This window comes from Aeromonas sp. 11P (assembly GCF_051920165.1).
Classification (GTDB): domain Bacteria; phylum Pseudomonadota; class Gammaproteobacteria; order Enterobacterales; family Aeromonadaceae; genus Aeromonas; species Aeromonas veronii.
In genome coordinates this window covers 1,302,049-1,323,008 of sequence record NZ_JBQBDJ010000004.1, presented here as the reverse complement: position 1 = coordinate 1,323,008, position 20,960 = coordinate 1,302,049, and the positions used below count along the sequence as shown (strand labels likewise).

Below are 20,960 nucleotides of genomic sequence, written 5' to 3'. Positions count from 1 at the left end.
GGGTCTGAGCAAAGGGGGACTAGGCTACCACCTCCGTAACCGGCACGCTGCGCTCGGGTCTGAACAGGGGGAAGTAGCGGCGATCCGCCTGACTCATGTGGCCGACCACCAGCTCCTGAATGATGAAGTTGAGCAGCTCGTCGTTGCCCAGAGTCCCCGCTTTGGCGGCGTGCAGCAGTTGGCTCGCTTTGTTGAGCAGGCGCTGGTGATCCTGACGGTGGCTGACGAGCTCCCGATAGTCGATCTCCGCCAGCATCTGCTCTTCAAAGGCGAAGTGGTGGCGGGCCATGTCGAACAGGCTCTCCAGACTCTCCAGAAACGGGGCCGGATCCTCGTGCTGATCTTTCATCCGCTCCAGCAGCCGGTTGGTCAATACGAAGAGCTGGCGATGCTCGGCATCGATGCGCGGGTGACCGCACTCGTGGCCGGGTTGCCACAGCAGGGCGCCCTGATCGGGATCAAGGCCCTCGGTATAGAGGCAGACCCGGCCGCGGCCGCGATTCTTCGCCTGATACATGGCCTGATCGGCGTGGTGCATCAGGGTCTTGGCATCCTCCCCGTGCTCGGGATAGAGCGCCAGCCCGATACTGCTGGAGATGAGCAGCTCCTGCCCCTCCAGCTGGAACGGATGGCGCAGCTGCTGGTGCAGCTTGTCGGCCACCGCCAGCACTTCGTCGCCACTCTCCGGCAGCAAGATAACGAACTCGTCGCCCCCCAGCCGTGCCACCAGATCCTGTTTGCGCACGCAGTGGCTCATCCGCTCGGCCACCATATTGAGCAGAATATCCCCGGTCTCATGGCCGAAGGTGTCGTTGATCGGCTTGAAGTGATCGAGATCGATAAACATCAATGCCAGCGGACGGGGCGCCTCCTGCTCCATCAGCTCCTTGAGTCGTTGCTGCAGCAAGCGGCGATTGGGCAACCCGGTGAGGGGGTCGTAAAAGGCGAGGCGGCGCATCATCTCCTCCCGCGCTGCCCGCTCGGTGATATCCCGGGTGACCCCGAGGATCGCCTCCGGCTGGGCATTGTGGTTGCCATGGAGGGTGGTGATGGTCTCGGTCGCCACCAGATGGCCATCCTTGTGGCGTAGCTGGGTGCGAATGACCCGGCGAGTCTGGTCATGTTCTCCCCGCTGCCAGGCCTCTAGGGTGGCGGAGATCTCCTCACGCAGCAGTTGCCTTGAGGCATCCGGCAGCAGCTGTTTGAGGGGCAGGGCAAACAGCTCTGGGGCCTCGTAGCCGCTCAGGGGGGCGATGGCCGGGCTGACATAGCGAAAGCGCAAGCTGGCGGCATCCATGGTCCAGATCACATCGGCGCTGTTCTCCGCCACGAAGCGGTAGTGTTGCTCGCTCTGGGCCAGTTCACGGGTCAGCCGCTGGCGATCCCGCGCCTCTTCACGCAGGCGCAGATAGAGGTGCAAGAAGATGCCGAGCAGGGTCATCAGGGTAAAGGTGATAAGCATGGCCACCGCTACGCTCTTGTCGAGCAGCAGCCGTTGCTGGCGCAGCCGCTCCTGCGCCGGGTCGTAGATAAAGCGGTCGAGGTTGGGCAATACCGTGAGCATGCCGGCCTCCAGATAGGTTTTTGCGATCTGCAGCCAGCGCTCCTGCTGCATATAACCCGGTTCGACAAGATCCGGCTGCATCAGCGCTCTGGTTTCGCGAGCCTCGAACTCCAGCTGTTCACGGCCAGCGCCGGTCGGGTACTGCTCCATGATGAGGTTGATCATCTCTTCGGGGTTGTCCATCGCATAGCGCCACCCCTTGAGGCTGGCCTGCTGGAAGGCGTAGACCCGATCCTGTCGGGTGATCAGCTCCCGCTCGGAGGTAAACAGGTTGTCGCCGTAGAAGTCGAAGTCGATGGTGCGCGGACTGAAGACCCGATAGGGGATCCCTTTTTGTTGCAGATAGAAGGGCTCGGTAGTGCTGTAAGCGCTGATGGCATCCACCTTGCCAGCCAGCAGTGCCTGTATCCCCTGTTTGTAGGGGAGGGTGATCCAGTCGCGGCTGCGGGTCTGGTGAGAAAGGTAGGTCAGCAGCTCGTTGGAGCCCGGCTCCAGCATCAGCCGCTTGTTGGCCAGATCGGCCGGGGTGCGAATATCTGGCCTATCCAGCGTGAGCAGAACCAGTGGCGAGTGCTGCAGCAGGGCGGCGAGCACCACCACCGGACGGCCGGCAGCCCGATCCAGCAGCAGATCACTGCCGCTGATGCCAAAATGGGCCTTTCCCGAGAGCACCTCGCTGACCACATCGGTGCGGGAGTCCGCTTCGCGCAGGGTGACATGCAGACCGGCCTCCCGATAAAACCCTTTGGCGATGGCCGCGTAGTAACCGGCAAACTGGAACTGGTGTTGCCACGGCAACTGGACGATGACCTGCTCGCCGGCGCGCACGGGGGGAGAGATCAGGGTCGCGATGACCATACTGACCAGCATTGCTAGAAACCAGCTGAGGGGCTGGCGGGGGGCTGCGTTCTCCGTCATACAACGTTTCTCTCGGGAGCGGTGTCTAGGCTAGATTCAAGCAATTTTGTGTCACCTGCAAGGGGAGAAAAGGCGTTTGCAATGGGGTACAGGGGGGTTGGAAAGTCATTTTTGTGTCGTTCATTACACGGGATGGATACATGCCGCTTTTTTGCAAGTTATGTGACCAATAAGAGAGTCATATGGCCTATCGAAGTGGTCGCATTCTAGCCACTTTTTCCCGTCTTTATCGTTATCATTGTGGCTAAACTGCATTTTTCCCGTGGTTGCACGTCAAGCTGTGTCGTTATATCAATAGATACTTTTATGGGGCGGTCAGGTGTGACGCAAATGTGTCGCGGCTGCTGCGCACCGGTTAATGTGCGACAGCTCAGTGATGGTATCCCGTCAGTGTTATTATGTTGCCCCCAGTTCCGGATAAGGTCTTTTTATGTCCCGCTTGCGTCTGCTTGTCTCCGACTCTCACGATCCCCTCTTCAATCTGGCCGTTGAGGAGTGCATCTTCCGCCAGATGGACCCCGGCCAGCGGGTGCTGTTCCTCTGGCGCAACGCCAATACCGTGGTGATCGGCCGGGCCCAGAACCCGTGGAAGGAGTGCAACACCCGCCGCATGGAAGAGGACGGGGTCACCCTGGCGCGTCGCAGCAGTGGGGGCGGCGCAGTGTTCCACGACCTTGGCAACAGCTGCTTCACCTTCATGGCGGGCAAGCCGGAGTATGACAAGAGCGTCTCCACCGCCATCGTGCTGGACGGGCTCAAGGGATTGGGGATCGAGGCGTTTGCCTCCGGTCGCAACGATCTGCTGGTGGCCACCCCTGACGGGGAGCGCAAGGTATCTGGGTCGGCCTATCGGGAGACTCTGGATCGCGGTTTTCACCACGGCACCCTACTGCTGGACGCCGATCTCGGCCGCCTTGCCAACTACCTCAACCCCGACCCCAAGAAGCTGGCGGCCAAGGGGATCACCTCGGTGCGCAGCCGGGTGGCCAACCTGTGCGAACTGCTGCCGGGGATCGACCATCAACAGGTGAGCGAGGCGCTGCAGGAAGCCTTCTTCCACCATTACGGTGCGCGAGTTGAGCCCGAGCATATCTCCCCCGAGCAGATGCCGGATCTGCCGGGCTTTGCCGAGACCTTCGCCCGTCAGCGCAGTTGGGAGTGGAACTATGGTCATGCCCCGGCGTTCAGCCATCTGCTGGAGGAGCGGTTCAGCTGGGGCGGGGTGGAGCTGCACTTTGATGTGGAAAAAGGGGTCATCACCCGGGCGCAGCTCTTCAGCGATACTCTGGAGCCGGCCCCCTTTGATCTGCTGGCGGCCGAACTGGCGGGTTGCGGCTATCGACCGGACGCTGTCGCCGCGCGTCTGCAGCCCTGGTTGGCGGCCTTACCGCAGCAGCAGAGCGAGCTGGCGGAGTTTGCCGAGTGGCTGTTGACCTCCCTGCGTTGAGGGGGACGCTGCGCGGATGGCGGTCTGGTAGTAAGGACTCTGTCAGCCAGGATGGGAGCAAGATCACGAAATATAAAGAGGTGCCTCAAAGGCGCCTTTTTGCCAGCCCTTGTCATGGCTGATACATGACAAAAAGTAGGGTAGGCCATTAGATATTGTCACTGTTGGCTCCGCTGGTACAGGGGTATAACGGCCGCACATTTGCTGTACTAATGGTATAAAAATGAGTGACTTAGTTTATCTGCAAGACGAAAGCGTCAATGCCGTCCACCCCGATTTCTCCGCCCGTTTCGCCACCGTCAAAGCCAACTTTTTCTCGCGCAATCCCGATCTCTGGCCCGTTTTTCGCGAACCCGGATTTGCCACCCTCAACGAATTTCGGGCCCGTGGCCTGGCCCCCGATGCCCGCCTGAATGCCTGGCCTGATGGCCGTGCCCGCCTGGCCGATCTCTGCGAGACCATGCCGGTGCCCGCCACCATGCGCACCCCGGGCGAGCCGATGGCCGAGCTGTTGTTTGCCGCCGCGCTGTCGAAGGATTGGGAGAACCCCTCCAGCGTCGAGAACGTCATCACCATGTCGGCAGATCCTGCCATCTATGGCGCCCAGATGGGTATTCTGGCCAACCCCAATCTGGTCTACTCCGAATATGCCGGGGTGGCCGAGGAGCTGGAGAAAAAGGTGGTGCGCCAGATTGCGCTGCTGGCGGGTTACGACCCGGCTCGCGCCACCGGCATCTTCACCCAGGGGGGGACCTTCTGTAACCTCTACGGCTACCTGCTCGGCATTCGCAAAAGCCTGCCCGAGGCCAAGCACAAGGGGCTAGGCCACTATCAGGATTACCGCATCATCAACTCCCAGGGCGGTCACTACTCCAATATCACCAACCTCTCCCTGCTCGGGGTCGACATCGAGAACAAGACCATCCGCATTCAGGTCGGCGAGAACAACGACATTGATCTCGACCATCTCGAGCGCACCCTGACCGCCTGTTTTGCCCTGAAACACGTGGTGCCCACCATCATGCTCACCATGGGCACTACCGACACTTTCGGGGTGGATCAGGTGAAACCCGTGTTCGAGCTGCGCAATCGCCTCTGCGAGCAGTTTGAGGTGGCGGTCAAACCTCATATCCACGTCGATGCAGCTATCGGCTGGTCGATGATCTTCTTCCTGGGTTACGACTTTGCCGCTAACCCGCTCGCCATCAACAGCGCCACCCTGGCGGGGATCGAGCGCAATGTGGCGCGCTTTGCCGAGCTGAAATATGCCGACTCCTTCACCGTCGACTTCCAGAAGTGGGGCTATGTGCCCTACACCTCCAGTCTGGTGATGATTAAAGAGCAGGATGACCTCAAGGCGATGGAGAATGACCCGGAGAACTTCTCCTATTTTGAGCGGGACATTCAGGGCCAGACCCACCTGCAATCCACCATCGAGTGCTCCCGCGGCGCGAGCGGTCTGTTCGGTGCCTATGCGGCGCTCAACTATATGGGGGTGGAGGGGTATCGCACCGTGCTGGCCCACTGCCTGCAAAATGCCAACTATTTCCGCTTCCGGTTAAGCCAGCTCGGCAACGTCAAGCTGGTGGCGCAGGAGAATCAGGGGCCGAGCGTCGGCTTCAAGATCTACAACCCCGAGTGGGTGAGTGACCCAGAAGCCGAGTTTGCCTTCGAGCTGGCCCGCTCCAGCGATCCCGCCTACAAGACGCGGTTACAGCGCAACACCGATTACCACCGCAGCCTGTTCAAGGGGCGCGGTAAGGTGGGGCTCTACACCAACTGGGTGGAGGCGGTGGCTCACTCCGACTATGACGCCCGCGGCAAATACTCCTACATCGCCGGGGAGAAGGCGGTCTTTATGAATCCGGCCTGCACTCGCGAGCAGATCGACGCCTTTATCGACCATATTCGTGGTTGATGGCGCTCGTCCTGACCACCGACGGCAGTCAATAGTGGCCAGTGGTGGTTGGAGCGTATTACGGCAACAGATAAACAAAGGGCAAGCCAATTGGCTTGCCCTTCTGTTTTTGCAGCTCTGTGCGTAAGTCGTGGGGAAGAGCGGGTTCAGAGGGCCAGCAGTTGCTCGTTCTCGACAATCTCGCACCCGGCGGGCAGTTTCGAGAGGGCGATCATGGCGCGGGCCACCTGACGGGCCTCGATGGCGCGCCAGCGGGTGAGCTTGCCCACCAGCAGCGGCCGAAACAGCGGGTAGATGGTCTGAAAAATCTGCTCGGAGAGGCGCGGTGGCTGGCGATCCCCGAGCAACATAGCGGGCCGCACGATGGCGAGCCGTGGCCAGGATTGGGCCAGCAGGGCCTGCTCCATCTCCCCCTTGGTTCGCGGATAGAGAGCCGGGGACGATGCACTGGCCCCCATGCTCGAGACCACGATGAGCCGCTGACAACCGTGGCGGCGGGCCAGTTCGGCAAAGGCGACCACATAGTCGAGATCGACCCGGCGAAACGCCTCGGCAGAGCCAGCCTCCTTACGTGTGGTGCCGAGGGCACAGAAGGCGATATCCACCGGGCGGGAGAGGGTGACGCTGGCCAGATCATCAAAATTGACCGGCAGCCAGTGGTGCGCCTCCTTGCCCGGCTTGCGACAGAGCAGGGTCAGTTCATGTTCGGCAGGCAGTTGCTGCACCAGTTCGCGACCGATCAGGCCGCTGGCCCCGGCAATCAGGATCCGGCTCATGGGGATTCTCCCTGTGTCATTCGATGGTGTTGATGCCATGGTGGCTGCTCATCAGCATCAGGCAATTTGCGAGCAGCTGCAATGGGGAGGAATGACTCAGTGTTGTCGGGCAGGATGAATTACGCGGGGCTGGATAAAACAAAACCGGCGCGAGGCCGGTTTTGCGGGATATCAGAGCGGGGTATTGAAAGCTGCTGGCAGCGGGAAGTCACCCGTCACTGTGGTCAGCCTGTCGTTGGCGAAGGTGACAGTGAGCTCTTTGCGCTCCTTGTCGCCGTGGCCCGGCTGGAATTCATAGAGGTAGTACCAGGTGTTGGGGTCAAAGCCGTCACGCAGCATGGGGGTCCCCAGCACATAGCTGACCTGCTCGCGGGTCATCCCCTGGCGCAGTTTGTCGACCTGTTTTTGTTCCACATAGTTGCCCTGGGGAATATCGATACGATAGACCAGGCTGCAACCGGAGAGGGTGAGGGCGGTCAAAGCCGCGGCAATCAGGTGTTTCATCCGCATATCGAGTTCAGATCATCCATACAGTCTTTTTTGGCTCGGCAAATCATACCGACTCCCTCCACGGAAGTAAAAAGCCATTGATCCATCAGCCAATAAAAAGGGCCGCACTGCGACCCTTTCTGGCAATCCGGCAGCCGTTACATGGCGGCGCGGAAGATGGCGACGATCTCTTCGTGGCTCGCCTGTTTCGGGTTGGTGAAGCCGCAGGCATCTTTCAGGGCGTTGCTGGCCAGGGTATCGAAGTCATCGGCCTTGACGCCGAGCTGCTCCAGACCGGCCGGGATCTTCACATCCAGCGCCAGCTGCTTGATGGCGGCAATGGCAGCGGCGGCGCCCTGCTCGTCGTTCATGGCGCTCACGTCCACACCCATGTAGCGGGCCACATCCTTCAGACGAGCCGCGCTCACCTGGGCGTTGTAAGCCTGAACGTGGGGCAGCAGCACGGCGTTGCAGACACCGTGGGGCAGGTCGTAGAAACCGCCCAGCTGGTGCGCCATGGCGTGTACGTAACCGAGGCTTGCGTTGTTGAAGGCCATGCCGGCCAGGAACTGGGCATAGGCCATCTGCTCGCGGGCATGCAGGTCATCGCCATGGTTGACGGCGGTGCGCAGGTGCTTGGCAATCAGCTCGATGGCCATCACGGCGCTGGCATCGGTCACCGGGGTGGCGATGGTGGAGACATAGGCCTCGATGGCGTGGGTCAGGGCATCCATACCGGTGGCGGCGGTGAGACCGGCTGGCTTGGCCAGCATCAGCTCGGGGTCGTTGACCGACATCAGCGGGGTAACGTGCTTGTCGATGATGGCCATTTTCACGTGGCGCGCTTCGTCGGTGATGATGCAGAAGCGGGTCATCTCGGAGGCGGTACCGGCGGTGGTGTTGATGGCGATAAGCGGCAGTTGCGGTTTGGCGGAGCGATCCACCCCTTCGTAATCCTTGATGCTGCCACCGTTGGCGGCGACCAGCGCGATGCCCTTGGCGCAGTCGTGGGGCGAGCCGCCACCCAGCGAGATGACACAATCGCAGCCGTTGGCCTTGATCATCGCCAGACCCGCTTCGACGTTGCTGGTAGTGGGGTTGGGTTTGGTCTCATCGAAAACAGCGCTTTCAATACCATGTTCAGCCAGCAGGGTGGTGAGCTTGGCGACCACGCAGATCTGGTTGAGGATCTTGTCGGTGACGATCAGCGCCTTGCGATAGCCGTAACCCTTGATATCGGCGGCAGCCTCTTGCAGACAGCCGGCACCCATCAGGTTGATTGCGGGAATATAGAATTTGAATGTAGCCATGATGGACTTCCTATAGTTAGCCATTAAGTGGTAGTTGAGAGCTAGGCTACCATCTAGAAAGGGATACAAAAGCATCTTGTTTACAACTTTACGGGGTCGATCACGAGTCGTTAATTAAGCGCTGAACCAGGCTTGACTTTCCCGCATCTGACTCGATTGACAGAAAAACGTTTGTCAATTATTTCATTGAGTTAGCAAACGTTTTGCGCGATGTTTGTCACTGTCAATGCGTGGAAGTGTGAGGCGCTTCAAGGAATTGGAAAGCGCTTTCGACCATAGTTGGCGCCTCCCCGAAAAGGGGGGTAAAGGCTTGAAAGTATCATAAAGAATCATCTTAACTTGTGCCCTGACCATGCTGGCAGGGGGCAACCAGGAGTCCAATATGTCTGATGTATTTCACTTGGGTTTGAAGAAAGCGGATCTGCAAGGCGCCACCCTGGCGATCGTCCCCGGTGACCCCGAGCGCGTGAAGCGTATCGCAGAGCTGTTGGATAACCCGGTGCACCTGGCCAGCCATCGTGAATTCACTACCTGGCGCGGCGAGATGGACGGCAAGGCCGTGATCATCTGCTCTACCGGTATCGGTGGCCCGTCCACCTCTATCGCGGTAGAAGAGCTGGCCCAGCTGGGTATCCGCACCTTCCTGCGTATCGGCACTACCGGCGCCATCCAGCCGCACCTGAACGTGGGTGACGTGATCGTGACCACCGGCTCCGTGCGCCTCGACGGTGCCAGCCTGCACTTCGCACCGATGGAGTTCCCGGCTGTTGCCGACTTCGACTGCACCACCGCGCTGGTGAACACCGCTAAAGAGATGGGCTCCAAGCTGCACATCGGTGTGACCGCCTCCTCCGACACTTTCTACCCGGGGCAGGAGCGTTACGACACCGTATCCGGCCGCGTAGTGAGCCGTTTCCAGGGTTCCATGAAAGAGTGGCAAGCCATGGGCGTGCTGAACTATGAGATGGAATCTGCAACCCTGCTGACCATGTGCTCCAGCCAGGGCCTGCGTGCCGGTATGGTGGCTGGCGTTATCGTCAACCGTACCCAGCAAGAGATCCCGAACGCCGAGACCATGGCGAAAACCGAATCTGATGCCATCAAGATCGTACTGGGCGCCGCCCGCAAGCTGATCTGATAGCCCTCTTTGTAACAAAGAGTACCGAGTGGGGGGTGGGGGCCGTTGCGAAAGCGCGGCCCCTATCTTTATCCGCCGTTTACCGCTTTTCCTCTCCCGTCACGCCTTTCACTGATCCCGTCGCACACGCACTTGTTGTTCCTACTGATTGCCTCTAAAACGCAGGCGCACAGCGGATCTGCATCGGCTCGCCACTCACCGGATGAGTAAAATCCAGCTCGCTGGCGTGCAGCATCAGCCGCGGCGCCTGTTCGCAGCCGGATGGCAGCAGGCCACCATAGAGATCGCAACCGAGGATGGGGTGACCCAGCAGCTGGCTGTGGATGCGCAGCTGATGGGTGCGGCCGGTCTCCGGCACCAGTCGTACCCGGGTCAAAGGCACGGTTTGTCCCTGCATCTGTTGCGCCAGCCGCTCAACCACCTGATAGCGGGAGCGGGCGGGTTTGCCGCTGGCGGCGCAGATCTTCATCAGCGGGAAAATGGCCGGATCCTTGGCGATGGGGGCGTCGATAAGCCCTTCATCACTAGCCAGATGGCCGCACAGCAGGGCGCTGTAGGCCTTGCTCACCGCCCGCTGGCTGAACTGCTGGCAGAGCAGGGCATTGATGGCCTTGTTTCTGGCCACCACCATGATGCCTGAAGTGCCAAAATCGAGGCGGTGCACCAGGGTGCAGCCGGGGTAATCCTGCACCAGGCGATAGTGAACCGAGTCGAGGTTCTGCGGATTCTTGCCCGAGAGGCTCAGCAGGCCGCTCGGCTTGTTGATGAGCAGCAGGTGTTCATCCTCGAACAGGATCTCGATGGCTGCATTGCAGGGCGGGGCGATAAAGGTGTCGACGATAACAGACATAGGGCGCACGGGCTGGAAACGGGGGGCGATCATACCCGAACTGGCGCAGCCCGGCGAATGGGCCGTGTGGATTGCCTGATGGGGGGAACGAGATAGCCCTGTTCAACCATTTGATAATGAACTGGTTAAATAACACCACGGTTGGCAATGCATGGCTGTTTGGAAACGAACAAGGCCCCGTTTTGTGACCCCTTCCCGAGTTCATCCGAAGCTTGCTTGTTAAGGTATGGCTCCCTGTTAGGCCAATCTCACATCTGGAGCGCGAGTGCTATCCATCACCGAAAGTAAAAAACCTGACCTTATCTCGCACTCAATGCTCCGCGAGCGTGCAGAACGCGCACAAAACGGAAGGTCGAGAAATTACATTGCAAAAATAGATGAATGCGAGGTTGGTTTTCTTTGCTACGAAGATTGGAGCGATCAGAGGAATGGCTTCATCTACGAAATACTTGTTCTTCCTGAGTATCGAGGTCAAGGGGTAGGTCGCAGTTTACTTTCGTACTCAGAAGCGCTAGCCAAAAGCCTTTGCTGTACATCTATTCGGCTTGAACCCCACCCTTTTGATCGCACGATCGACTCTAGCTGGCTAGTTTCGTGGTACATCAGACACGGATATGCATCAATGCCAAATGATCCGAGGAAGATGGAAAAAATACTTGTTAGCTCATAGTTCTATTCATCATATGCGTTCAACTCGAAGCCCATGGCCTAACAAATGGTTCAAATCGCTCGCTCGGGACCGGCTAAATCCGGCCCCTTAACCAACCGCTATGTTGTAAGGACCCTTTCCATGGCACTGCCCGTTATTCTTGATTGTGATCCCGGCCACGACGACGCCATCGCCCTGATTCTGGCGCTGGCCAGTCCTGAACTGAAGGTGCTGGCGGTGACCACCAGCGCGGGCAACCAGACCCCGGACAAGACCCTCAACAATGCCCTGCGCATCCTCACCTTGTTGGGGCGGGACGATATTCCGGTGGCGGCCGGGGCGCCGAAACCGCTTGCCCGCGAGCTGATTATCGCCGACAACGTTCACGGCGAGTCTGGCCTTGATGGCCCCAAACTGCCGGATCCCGCCTTTGCACCGCAGGGGATGACGGGGATTGAGCTGATGGCCAAGTGCCTGCGCGAGAGCCCGCAGCCCGTGACCCTGGTGCCGACCGGCCCGCTCACCAATATCGCCCTGCTGCTGGCGGCTCACCCCGAGCTAAAGATCAAGATCGCCCGCATCGTGCTGATGGGGGGCGCCGCAGGGGCCGGCAACTGGACACCAGCTGCGGAATTCAATATTTATGTGGACCCGGAAGCGGCCGATATGGTCTTCAAGTCGGGCATTCCCATCACCATGTGCGGCCTCGATGTGACCCACGAGGCGCAGGTGATGGACGAGGATATCGAGCGGGTACGTGCCATCACCAATCCGGTGGCCCAGTGTGTGGCCGGTCTGCTCGATTTTTTCATGATCTACCATCGGGACCCCAAGTGGGGATTTGCTGGTGCACCGCTCCACGACCCCTGTACCATTGCCTGGTTGCTGGCTCCCGAGCTGTTCCACGGGGTTGAGTGCCGGGTCGATATCGAGACCAGCGGGGAGCATACCGTGGGGATGACGGTGGTGGATCGCTACGGTCTCTCCGGCAAACCAGCCAATGCGCTGGTGTTGCTGGGGCTGGATCGGGCAGGTTTTATTGATCTGCTGGTCGAGCGGCTGCGGGCCTTTGGCTGAGGGCCGATTCATTTTTTGCAAGAAGGGGCAGGGAATGTGGAAGACAGGCTTGGTGCTGCTGGCCGGGTTGCAACTGACAGGCTGTGCGACGCCATTCGAGCGGATGTGGCAGGGGCTGGCGACCTGTGAATTTACCGATCTCTATGTGGATGAGACGGGCAGGCCCGCCAATCTACAACTGGCCAACTACACCCCCTACAAGGTGAGCGACGGCTTTGCCTGGTACAAGGTGCACGAGGAGCTGCATGGCTTGCCGGTGGTCGGTTTTATCGTGCCGGCCTCCAGCTTCGAAGTGCACGCCCTCTTTGTCGATACCCCCATCGCCAACGCCCGCCGGTTGACCCACAACGCCTACGGCAGCGAGTTTAGCGACGAGCAGAAGCACAACGAGGGCTCTGCCCCTCTGCTTTTGCGCGACCCCAACAACCCCAAGCGTTCCATCATCGACTGCACTCGCGGCGAGTCTGACGGGGAGCTTGAGGATTCGGCCATGCCCGAGTAGGAGGCCAATCACCCTGTCACCCAGTCATCCACGCGCCATGAAATAGAGGGGCCAGCCGACAAGGCTGGCCCCTCTATTTCATGGCGATAATGCGGTAGTAACGTTCGCATCATTTTGCCCTGTGAGGTTATTTCCTCCCCTTGACTAGGTAGCCGATAAAGCAAAGAAATAGGCCCATGCCTGACCACAGGCCGAAGGCAAACAACTTCGCTACTGTTTCGCCGAATGCTTCGGAGGCCAAAAGTATGATCCCGCATATAGCACGGCATGTGCCACTGCCATTCGGTAGGGGTTGCTGTCCGATGAGAATACTCGCGCCGTAGAACATGGCAAACACACCAGACAGGAGCAGAACCATTCCCATTGGTCTGAAGCTGAGCTTATGGTCAGGGCTTAAGCGGTTTTCCGTGTGCTCTTTTAGTACCTGCGTCAGAGCAAGGAGAAGTGCCACAAAGCCAAGTAAAACGACAATGACTGTGAAGTTTGGTGTAGGCACAGCAATGAGAGCCGCAAGAGTAATACCCCCTGCGGCAAGAATCACAAGCTGCAAAATGATGCGTATAGCCTTCATTGGTGCGCCCTGGGATTGACTGGGAGAGCCCCCGTTAGTAGGGACATATCGGAGTTCAACTCAGGATCAGGGGTAGCTCAGCGTCTCTTTGATAAGCGGCAGCTGGGCCTTGATCCACGCCGGATTGATGGGGCCCCAGTCGCTGATGCGGTAGTGCCCCTGCAGGTGGCGAGCCCCCTCGGTCTGCTCGAAGGCGCAGCTGATGTCGAGCTCGGCCAGCGCCGTCAGGGTATCCTGCGCGGTGCGGCGCGGCATGCCGGTCGCCTCCATGATGGCGGGTACCGTATCCGTGCCCTGGCTGATCAGCCAGGCCACGTAGAGTCGCCGGTAGAAGCTGGTGCGGGTCTTGCTCGGTTCACTCATATCTCGTCCTCAAGACGATCGAAGTAGCGCCAGGTCGCAATGGCCGCTTTGCCCATCACCAACACCCAGAGGCCGAACCAGAACCAGCGGAAGAAGCTCCAAGTGGAGGCATCGGGTTCGGTGCTCTCAATCTTGGTGACGTTGGGGAACATGGAGAACATGTTGATGCGCCAGCCGTAGGAAGTAATGATGGCCAGGCGCTTCTCGAACTCCATCGATTTGGCCTTGGCCTGCACGTCGGCGGCGTTGAACTTGAAGTAGAAGGGCCAGCCCCACTCGGTATCTTCATTGCGGAACACCCGGATCTTCTCGCCGGGGCGCTCGGTATAGATGTAGTAGACGTCGGTGGTGGGGCCGTCAGCCGGGTTCTTCTGGCTGATGGGGCCATCCTTGTCGGTGCGCTTTACCTCGACCCCGGTGATGGTGGCGATGGTGTGCTCCGGCAGGTAGTAGTCGAGCCAAGCGGCGGAAATGAGGGCGATGAGCCCCAGGGCGATAAAGGCGGGTTTCTTGAATCTCAGGCTCATGGTGTGCTCACGTGAGGGGGAGTAACGTGCCTCTACCATACCGATATTTGACGGGGCAGCCCAGCCCCTTATGGCACCAATGGCCAAAAAATGGCGTTTAAAACAGGGACAAACGGATTGCCCCTTGAATCAAAAAGGCCCTCGCGGGCCTTTTTGTCTGGTTCACGTCGTGCGCTTACAGCTGGAATCGGGAGAGCTGCTTGCGCTGCTGCTCGGCGAGCTGCGAGAGTTCGTTGCTGGCTATGGCGCTCTGGCTGATACCGGCGGAGCTCTGGCTCACGATCTCGTGAATATTGGTGATGTTGCGGTTGATGTCGGCGGTGACGCAGGACTGCTCCTCGGCGGCGGTGGCGACCTGGGCGTTGGCGTCGTTGATCTGGCGTACGGCACCGGTAATGCCGCTCAGCAGATCCTGTACCTGAGCGGACAAGCGCTGGTTATGGCTGAGGATCTCCAGGGTCTCCTGCACGCCGTTGTTGGCGGATTGGGACTGGCTCTGTAGCCGCTCGATGATGGCCTGGATCTCCTTGGTGGAGTCCTGGGTACGGGCTGCCAGCATTCTCACTTCGTCGGCCACCACCGCAAAACCACGACCCGTTTCACCGGCACGGGCTGCTTCGATGGCGGCATTGAGCGCCAGCAGGTTGGTCTGCTCGGAGATCCCCTGAATCACTTCAATTACCTTGCCGATCTGCTCGGACTGGGATTTGAGCTGGGCCACGATGGCGGCGGCATCTTCCAGACTGCCTGCCATCCGGCTGTTGGCGGCGATGCTTTCGGTAAAGAGGGCGAGCCCCTGTTCGACCCGGCCATTGGCATCCCGCGCCAGCTCATCGGCGATGGCTGCGTTGTGGTTGACGTTGTCAGCGGTGCTGGAGAGTTCGGTCACTGCAGAGGCGACCTGTTCGATCTCGCTGTGCTGCTGCTTTGCATTGGCCTCGGACTGGGTCATCACGGCGGCCAGCTCGGTGGCGGCGGAGGCGACGCTGTTGCTGATCCCGGTCAGGTTCTCGATGGTGCTACCAAGTTGCCCCAGAGTGAGGTTGATATCTTTGGCCAGACGGGTCAGCTCGTTGTTGCCCTCCGCTTTGGCGCGCACGTTGAAGCGCCCTTGCGCCACGGCGTGCATCACCTCTTGTAGCTGACTGATGGGGCTGACGATGCGCCCGGAGAGGACCCAGCCACAGATCAGCGCCGCTAGCAGGGTACCGGCGGTGAGCAGCAGGGTACGCAGCAGGGTGGCGTCGTAGTGGGCCTGCTCTTCTGTCAGCTCTTGCTGGATCAGCTGGTTGATGTGGGCGGACATGCTGTCGATCTGCTTGATCAGCTGTTCACCCAGCTCGCGGAAATGGAGGCGAGCCGCCTCGTAGGCGACCGGATCGCCGCCACCCTGATGTTTTTGCGCCAGCAGCGGCAGCATGTTGCTGCGGGTATGGCTGAGGTAGGCCTGCAGGGCGGCAGCGACCTGCCGGTTATCCTGCTCAGCACCGGGGAGCACCAGACGGCCGAGGATGGTGTTGATCTCCTGCTCGGCGCTGTTGAGGTTTGCGGGCAGTGCGGCAAACAGCTTGGCATCGTAGAGGCCATAGATGGCGCTGGTGCGCAGCCGGTAGGTGGCGTGGATCAGTTTGGCAATATCGTCCTTGTGCTGGACCACGCTCTGGGTCGTCTCATCTATGTCATTGATGGCTTCATCCAGACCCTGCTTGCTGATGGCGATCATCACCATCATCAGCAGGCTGGCCAGCAGCAAAGGTATCAAGACCTGGACACGTATTGATAGATTATTCAATGACATAAATGGCTCTAATCCGGAATTGGAGGAGCCGACATCTTACACATGCACGTCAGGAGCTGTCACAGGCTTTTATTGCTGAAATGTGCTGAAGAAAAGGTTTTTTCTTGTGAGAAAGGAGCCGTTTATGCATGATTGAGCGCTTTATCCCCTGAATATGTGGTACAACTGGCTGGATTGTGTCAATCCTGTCCCGTTTTCGTGATTTCCCGCTCTCGTCATATGGAGGTGTGTTGTGTCCAGCTGGATCGATCCGGCCATTCTGGCTCTGTTTATCCCGACCTTTTTCTTTGTCTCGGTGACCCCCGGCATGTGCATGACCCTGTCGATGACGCTGGGGATGAGCCTGGGGGTGCGCCGCACCCTGCACATGATGTGGGGGGAGCTGATCGGTGTCGGGCTGGTCTCGGTGCTCTCGGTGATCGGGGTGGCAGCCATCATGCTCAACTATCCGGGGATCTTCGCCGCCTTCAAATATGTGGGGGGCGCCTATCTGGTGTGGCTTGGCATCCAGATGTGGCAGGCCAAGGGGAAGATGGCCATTCCGGCGGATCTCTCGGCCGGTCAGCAGACCAGCGCCATGGGGCTGGCGCTGCAGGGCTTTGTCACCGCCATCGCCAATCCCAAGGGGTGGGCCTTCATGATCTCCCTGCTGCCCCCCTTTATCTCTGCCGACAAGCCGATGGCGCCGCAGATCGGCGCGCTGGTGGCGCTGATCCTGGTCATCGAGTTCTCCTGCCTGTTGCTCTACGCCAGCGGCGGCCGTACTCTGCGCCACTTCCTTGCCAAGAGCGGCAATGTCACCCTGATGAACCGCATCGCCGGTACTCTGATGCTGGGGGTGGGGGTCTGGCTGGCGCTTGGTTAAGCGCTGTCAGTGACTTTCGCCACAAAAGAAAAATGCCACCGGTCGGTGGCATTTTTAATGGGCGCAGGGTGGCTCAGCGAGGCTTGAAACGCTCGACCCAGGGGTTGGCGGTGAGGCCGTGCAGGATGACGCTCAATATGATGGTGCAGAGTACGGTGGCGATGATGGGGCGCTGACCAATCAGGGCTGGCTCGTTTTGCTGCACCATTACCGCAAAGACGATGCTGGCAAGGCCCCGTGGCCCAAACCAGCCGATAAAGAGCTTGAGCTCGGGCTTGAGGCCAGTGCCGATGAGGCTCAGCCAGACCGGTGTCATCCGCAGCAGGGTGAGGCTGGCAACGGCATAGAGCCAGTATTGCCAGTGCAGCAATTCCGGCAGGATGGGCATCAGGGTCGCGCCAAACACCATCCAGATCACCACAGAGAGCAGGTCACCATACCCTTCACAGCTATCCATATAGGCGTGCTTGTGCTCGCCCAGGCGGTGGCCGATAAAGAGACCGCCGACAAAGGCGGCGATAAAGCCGCTCCCCCCGAGAGTCTGGGCCAGCGCAAAGCAGAGCAGGGCCAGCCCCGGCATGGTGAGCTGGCGCCAGAGCGGCAGTTGCCAGCCGTTGAGATAGGAGATTTTCAGCAGCCGGATGGTGAGGCTGGTTAGCACAAAGGCGACTAGCAGGCCAATGCCGATCTCCTCCAGCATCAGGGTGATGGCCAGAGTGGCGGTGCCTGCGTGCTGCTCTGTGGGGGCGATAAGAGCCAGCAGCAGAAGCAGCACCGGCACACAGATGCCGTCGTTGAGGCCACTCTCCTGATTGAGCCCTTCGCGCACCGGTGCTGGCACCGCGGGGTTGCTGACCACCGCCTTGCCGAGCGCTGCATCGGTGGGGGCAAGAATGGTGGAGAGGATCGCCATCTCCAGCAGTGGCAAGTCGGGGAAAATCCAGTGGCCAAACAGGGCGCCACAGAGCAGGGTGAGGGGCAGGCCAATCAGCAAAAGCCGGATGGGGAGCTGGCGGTTGGCCAGCAATACCTGCCAGTTGGTGTTGGCGGCATCGTTGAACAGCACGATAACCAGCGTCAGCTCGGCCAGCAGCTTGATGCCGGCGCTGTCGATAGAGAGGGAGAGCTGCTCCAGCCCGCCCGGCCCCAGCAGCCAGCCGGTCAGCAGAAAGAGCAGGGGGCCGTTGACCAGTTTTGACTCGAAGCGCCCCGCGATCAGGCTGTAGATCAGCAAGAAGGCGGCGATCACCGCCAGATTCTGGTAAAGCAGGTGTGCATCCATACAACCTCCTTTCTGCCCCGTAGGGGCGGTTTAGTCGGTCAGGCAGTCGGGGTCGAACACATACTCCCCATCCAGCGAGCGCACGATTTCGTCGACGCAGGCTTGATCCCGAAACGGCAGATAGCGCGCCTTGAGGGCGGCAATCTGCTCTGGGGTGAGCTGTGCCAGCCCCAGATCCTGAAACAGCGGCAGGTCGGCCTCGATCATCGCCGAGATCTGCGGGCCGCAGGTGGCGTTGAGGGCGGCATGCAGCGCCTTGTCGGGGTCGTACTGCTTGCCGAGCTTGTAGCTCATCGGCAGAGTGGTGAGCGGCAGGGCGGAGAGCGCCGCCTGTTTCATCGGATTGACCGCGTGGCCAGAGACCAGCTCTGCCAGCTCGGCAGGGCGGTTCTCGAAGGCGCGCAGGTGGAGGTAGCTGCTCGCCTTGCTGCCATCGTTGACCGGGTAGTTGTCCCACAGGAAGGGCTTGCGGCCGAGCAGTTCGGTCACCTGTTTGAGGTGGCTGGCCGGATATTCGCTGGAGCAGACCTTGGGGCCTGTCCAGAAAATCTCGAAACGGCGGTCGAGCTGCTCGCCAAGCTCCTCCAGATAGCGGGGAGGCATGGCGCCGAACACCTTCTCCAGCACCGGGTCGGTCGAGTAGTAGCTGGGGCAGAAGATGAGGCGGGTCGCCTTGCTGTGGGCCGCGATGTCGTGGGCGATGGTGAGCTGGTGACGGGCCAGATCCGGGGTATCCCCCTTCATGTCGTCAAACAGCACAGCCAGAATATCGGGCTGCAGCATCTCGTCGATGAGGCGCACTTTTTCAAGCAGCGCCGGGCGCTTACGATCGTAGTCGTGATGCGCCCCCATGGGGCTCAAGCCCACCCCGAAGGCGAGCCCGTTGGCGCGGCACTGGCGCGCCAGTTCGGCGAGCTCCGCCAGCTGCTGCTCGGGCCAGGGGAGGGCCCAGTGCTTGCGCAGATAGCCATCCTCTTTCGGTGCATAGATATAGAAACCGTAACCGTGGCGCGGCAGCCACTGGGCGTAGCGGGCGCGGGCCTGCCAGCTCCATCCCTTGCCAAAAAAGCCTTCAATCACCCCCAGATTGGCAGCGGGGGGCAGGGGGCCGGATAGCAAACTTTGATATGGCATAACTCTCTCCCTTCTTGCTGGGGACTTGATACGGGACGGTCGGTCAGACCGGGTCCTCTTCCTGAAAGCGCACCCCGATCTTGCCCGGCACGCTCTCGTCCATTTCGGCCACGGTCCAGATCAGGCCCTGCCATTCGATGTTGTCACCGACCACCAGATTATCGCCCAACTGGCTGGCAATAAAATCACCCAGTGTCTGATCCGCCACTTCGCTCACATCCAGCCCGTAGAGAGGGGCGAGATCCACCAGCCGCGCGGCTGCTTCCAGCAGGAAGTCACCGAAGAAGCGGGGGCCGAGATCCTGCTCCGGCGCCTGACTGAACAGCTGGCCGAGGGCGGGGAGGTCACGTTCGTGACCGATCACACAGAGGATGTCATCGGCCTGCAGACAGGTACTGCCCGAGGGGTGGAGCAGCTCGCGGCCACGAAACAGGGCGCAGATCCGGGTGCCGGCGGGCATCTGCAGATCCCGCAGCGGCGAGCCGATGCACCACTTCTCCTCCCCCAGCTGGTAGACGAAGGTCTCCCACTGGCTGTCGAGATCGATCTCGAGCCCGGAGCGGTTGATGGGCGACGGCGGTGCCGGTACCTCCACCCGCGCCAGTTTTGATGCCAGCGGCAGCGAGCTGCCCTGCAAAATCAGTGAGACCAGCACCACGAAGAAGGCGACGTTGAAGTAGAGCTGAGCGTTGGGCAGCCCCGCCATCATGGGGAAGACCGCCAGAATGATGGGCACGGCGCCGCGCAGGCCGACCCAGGAGATAAACCAGCGCTCGCGGGGGGCGAAGTTCTTGAACGGCAGCAGCCCGATCCAGACCGACACCGGGCGGGCAAACAGGATCATCCACATCGCCAGCGCCAGCGCGGGCAGGGCGATGGGCAGCAGCTTGTGGGGGGAGGCGAGCAGCCCCAGCACCAGAAACATGCCGATTTGGCTGAGCCAGGTCAGACCGTCCAGCACCGACAATGTGGTGCTGCGACTGCGCAGGGCGAGGTTGCCGAGCAACAGACCGGTGAGATAGATGGCGAGAATGCCGCTGCCACCGACCGCCGTGGTGAGGGCGAAGATCAGCAGACCGCCGCTGACGGTGAGCAGCGGATAGAGCCCCGGCGCCAAGCGGGCGGTGTTGATAAGGCGCCACAGCAGCCAGCCGCCGCCAAGGCCAATCCCGGCACCAAGTCCAAACTGCTTGACCAGTTGCAGCAGCAGGAAGCCCCCATCCAGCCCTTGCTGGGCGGTGGCGAGCACCTCGATCAGGGTGACGGTGAGAAACACCGCCATGGGGTCGTTGCTGCCTGACTCTATCTCCAGCGTCGCGCTCACCCGCTCGTTGAGGCTGCGCCCACCGAGCAGGGAGAAGACTGCCGCCGCATCGGTGGAGCCGACAATGGCGCCGATCAGCATCCCCTGCATCAGGTTGAGGTCAAACAACCAGGCAGCGGCGAGCCCCGTCAGGCCGGTGGTGATAGCCACCCCGACCGTCGCCAGCGACAAGGCAGGCCAGAGTGCCACCCGGAACGAGGAGACCCGGGTGCGCATGCCGCCGTCGAGCAGGATGATGGCAAGCGCCAGGTTGCCCACCAGATAGGCGATGGAGTAGTCAGCGAAGTGGATACCACCGGGGCCATCCTCACCGGCCAGCATGCCGACGGCGAGGAAGATAACCAGAATGGGAATACCGAGGCGGGAAGAGAGGGCGCTCAACAGTACGCTGGCTCCCACCAACAGGGCAGCGACAAAAAAGAAACTGTTGATGGTAGCGGCATCCAAGGGCGAACTCC

19 protein-coding genes are annotated in these 20,960 nt (G+C 60.4%); 7 read left to right on the top strand and 12 right to left on the bottom strand.

Going from position 1 to position 20,960, the window contains the following annotated elements:
- Positions 1-19: 19 nt before the first annotated feature.
- A complete protein-coding gene (locus tag ACTG1P_RS06075) occupies positions 20-2,482 on the bottom strand; it encodes a diguanylate cyclase domain-containing protein (RefSeq protein WP_440000760.1) in 2,463 nt (820 codons plus the stop codon).
- Between the two features lie 430 nt (positions 2,483-2,912).
- On the opposite strand from ACTG1P_RS06075, the gene ACTG1P_RS06070 reads away from it, so the two are divergent.
- Both ACTG1P_RS06070 and ACTG1P_RS06065 read left to right on the top strand, forming a co-directional pair.
- Positions 2,913-3,929, top strand: coding sequence for a lipoate--protein ligase A (locus tag ACTG1P_RS06070; protein WP_440000759.1), 1,017 nt, complete (start codon positions 2,913-2,915; stop codon positions 3,927-3,929).
- 223 nt (positions 3,930-4,152) lie between these two features.
- On the top strand, positions 4,153-5,847 hold the full coding sequence (locus ACTG1P_RS06065) for a pyridoxal phosphate-dependent decarboxylase family protein (protein ID WP_440000758.1): 1,695 nt from the start codon (positions 4,153-4,155) through the stop codon (positions 5,845-5,847).
- 146 nt (positions 5,848-5,993) lie between these two features.
- Here ACTG1P_RS06065 and ACTG1P_RS06060 read toward each other — a convergent pair whose 3' ends face one another.
- The 3 genes from ACTG1P_RS06060 to yiaY all read right to left on the bottom strand — a co-directional run bounded on the left by ACTG1P_RS06060 (position 5,994) and on the right by yiaY (position 8,422).
- Positions 5,994-6,623, bottom strand: coding sequence for an NAD(P)H-binding protein (locus ACTG1P_RS06060; protein WP_440000757.1), 630 nt, complete (start codon positions 6,621-6,623; stop codon positions 5,994-5,996).
- A 171-nt stretch (positions 6,624-6,794) separates the two neighbouring features.
- Positions 6,795-7,133, bottom strand: a complete 339-nt coding sequence (bamE, locus tag ACTG1P_RS06055) for an outer membrane protein assembly factor BamE (RefSeq protein WP_005337980.1) — start codon at positions 7,131-7,133, stop codon at positions 6,795-6,797.
- Positions 7,134-7,270: 137 nt separating this feature from the next.
- Positions 7,271-8,422, bottom strand: coding sequence for an L-threonine dehydrogenase (gene yiaY / locus ACTG1P_RS06050; protein ID WP_440000756.1), 1,152 nt, complete (start codon positions 8,420-8,422; stop codon positions 7,271-7,273).
- A 382-nt stretch (positions 8,423-8,804) separates the two neighbouring features.
- On the opposite strand from yiaY, the gene udp reads away from it, so the two are divergent.
- Positions 8,805-9,560 carry a uridine phosphorylase gene (udp, locus tag ACTG1P_RS06045; RefSeq protein ID WP_005337975.1) on the top strand — a complete coding sequence of 252 codons (756 nt, stop codon included), beginning with the start codon at positions 8,805-8,807 and terminating at the stop codon, positions 9,558-9,560.
- A gap of 154 nt (positions 9,561-9,714) precedes the next feature.
- Here udp and ACTG1P_RS06040 read toward each other — a convergent pair whose 3' ends face one another.
- Positions 9,715-10,443 (bottom strand): RluA family pseudouridine synthase, encoded by a 729-nt coding sequence (locus ACTG1P_RS06040; protein ID WP_440000755.1) that lies wholly within the window; start codon positions 10,441-10,443, stop codon positions 9,715-9,717.
- Positions 10,444-10,675: 232 nt separating this feature from the next.
- Here ACTG1P_RS06040 and ACTG1P_RS06035 point away from each other — a divergent pair, with 232 nt between their 5' ends.
- The 3 genes from ACTG1P_RS06035 to ACTG1P_RS06025 all read left to right on the top strand — a co-directional run bounded on the left by ACTG1P_RS06035 (position 10,676) and on the right by ACTG1P_RS06025 (position 12,638).
- A complete protein-coding gene (locus ACTG1P_RS06035; protein WP_209418509.1) occupies positions 10,676-11,080 on the top strand; it encodes a GNAT family N-acetyltransferase in 405 nt (134 codons plus the stop codon).
- 120 nt (positions 11,081-11,200) lie between these two features.
- Positions 11,201-12,136 carry a pyrimidine-specific ribonucleoside hydrolase RihA gene (rihA, locus tag ACTG1P_RS06030; RefSeq protein WP_440000754.1) on the top strand — a complete coding sequence of 312 codons (936 nt, stop codon included), beginning with the start codon at positions 11,201-11,203 and terminating at the stop codon, positions 12,134-12,136.
- Positions 12,137-12,170: 34 nt separating this feature from the next.
- Positions 12,171-12,638, top strand: a complete 468-nt coding sequence (locus tag ACTG1P_RS06025) for a hypothetical protein (protein WP_440000753.1) — start codon at positions 12,171-12,173, stop codon at positions 12,636-12,638.
- 127 nt (positions 12,639-12,765) lie between these two features.
- Here the strand turns inward: ACTG1P_RS06025 and ACTG1P_RS06020 are convergent, their stop codons facing one another.
- From ACTG1P_RS06020 to ACTG1P_RS06005, 4 genes are all read right to left on the bottom strand, one after another.
- Positions 12,766-13,209, bottom strand: coding sequence for a hypothetical protein (locus ACTG1P_RS06020; RefSeq protein WP_440000752.1), 444 nt, complete (start codon positions 13,207-13,209; stop codon positions 12,766-12,768).
- 66 nt (positions 13,210-13,275) lie between these two features.
- Positions 13,276-13,572 (bottom strand): winged helix-turn-helix domain-containing protein, encoded by a 297-nt coding sequence (locus tag ACTG1P_RS06015; RefSeq protein ID WP_005337957.1) that lies wholly within the window; start codon positions 13,570-13,572, stop codon positions 13,276-13,278.
- Positions 13,569-14,099, bottom strand: coding sequence for a DUF1523 family protein (locus tag ACTG1P_RS06010; RefSeq protein WP_440000750.1), 531 nt, complete (start codon positions 14,097-14,099; stop codon positions 13,569-13,571). The genes ACTG1P_RS06015 and ACTG1P_RS06010 overlap by 4 nt, the downstream gene beginning before the upstream one ends.
- Before the next feature lie 175 nt (positions 14,100-14,274).
- Positions 14,275-15,897: a methyl-accepting chemotaxis protein gene (locus ACTG1P_RS06005; protein ID WP_440000749.1), complete on the bottom strand. Its 1,623-nt coding sequence runs from the start codon at positions 15,895-15,897 to the stop codon at positions 14,275-14,277.
- A 232-nt stretch (positions 15,898-16,129) separates the two neighbouring features.
- Here ACTG1P_RS06005 and ACTG1P_RS06000 point away from each other — a divergent pair, with 232 nt between their 5' ends.
- On the top strand, positions 16,130-16,762 hold the full coding sequence (locus tag ACTG1P_RS06000) for a LysE family translocator (protein ID WP_139429017.1): 633 nt from the start codon (positions 16,130-16,132) through the stop codon (positions 16,760-16,762).
- 73 nt (positions 16,763-16,835) lie between these two features.
- On the opposite strand, the gene ACTG1P_RS05995 is transcribed toward ACTG1P_RS06000, so the two are convergent.
- Genes ACTG1P_RS05995 through ACTG1P_RS05985 form a run of 3 tightly spaced genes read right to left on the bottom strand, consistent with a single transcriptional unit; the run spans position 16,836 to position 20,949 of the window.
- Complete coding sequence (locus ACTG1P_RS05995; protein ID WP_440000748.1) at positions 16,836-18,044, bottom strand: cation:proton antiporter; 1,209 nt, start codon at positions 18,042-18,044, stop codon at positions 16,836-16,838.
- 30 nt (positions 18,045-18,074) lie between these two features.
- Positions 18,075-19,178 (bottom strand): beta-N-acetylglucosaminidase domain-containing protein, encoded by a 1,104-nt coding sequence (locus tag ACTG1P_RS05990; RefSeq protein ID WP_440000747.1) that lies wholly within the window; start codon positions 19,176-19,178, stop codon positions 18,075-18,077.
- Positions 19,179-19,221: 43 nt separating this feature from the next.
- Positions 19,222-20,949, bottom strand: a complete 1,728-nt coding sequence (locus ACTG1P_RS05985; protein WP_107684155.1) for a potassium/proton antiporter — start codon at positions 20,947-20,949, stop codon at positions 19,222-19,224.
- Between the last annotated feature and the right edge of the window lie 11 nt (positions 20,950-20,960).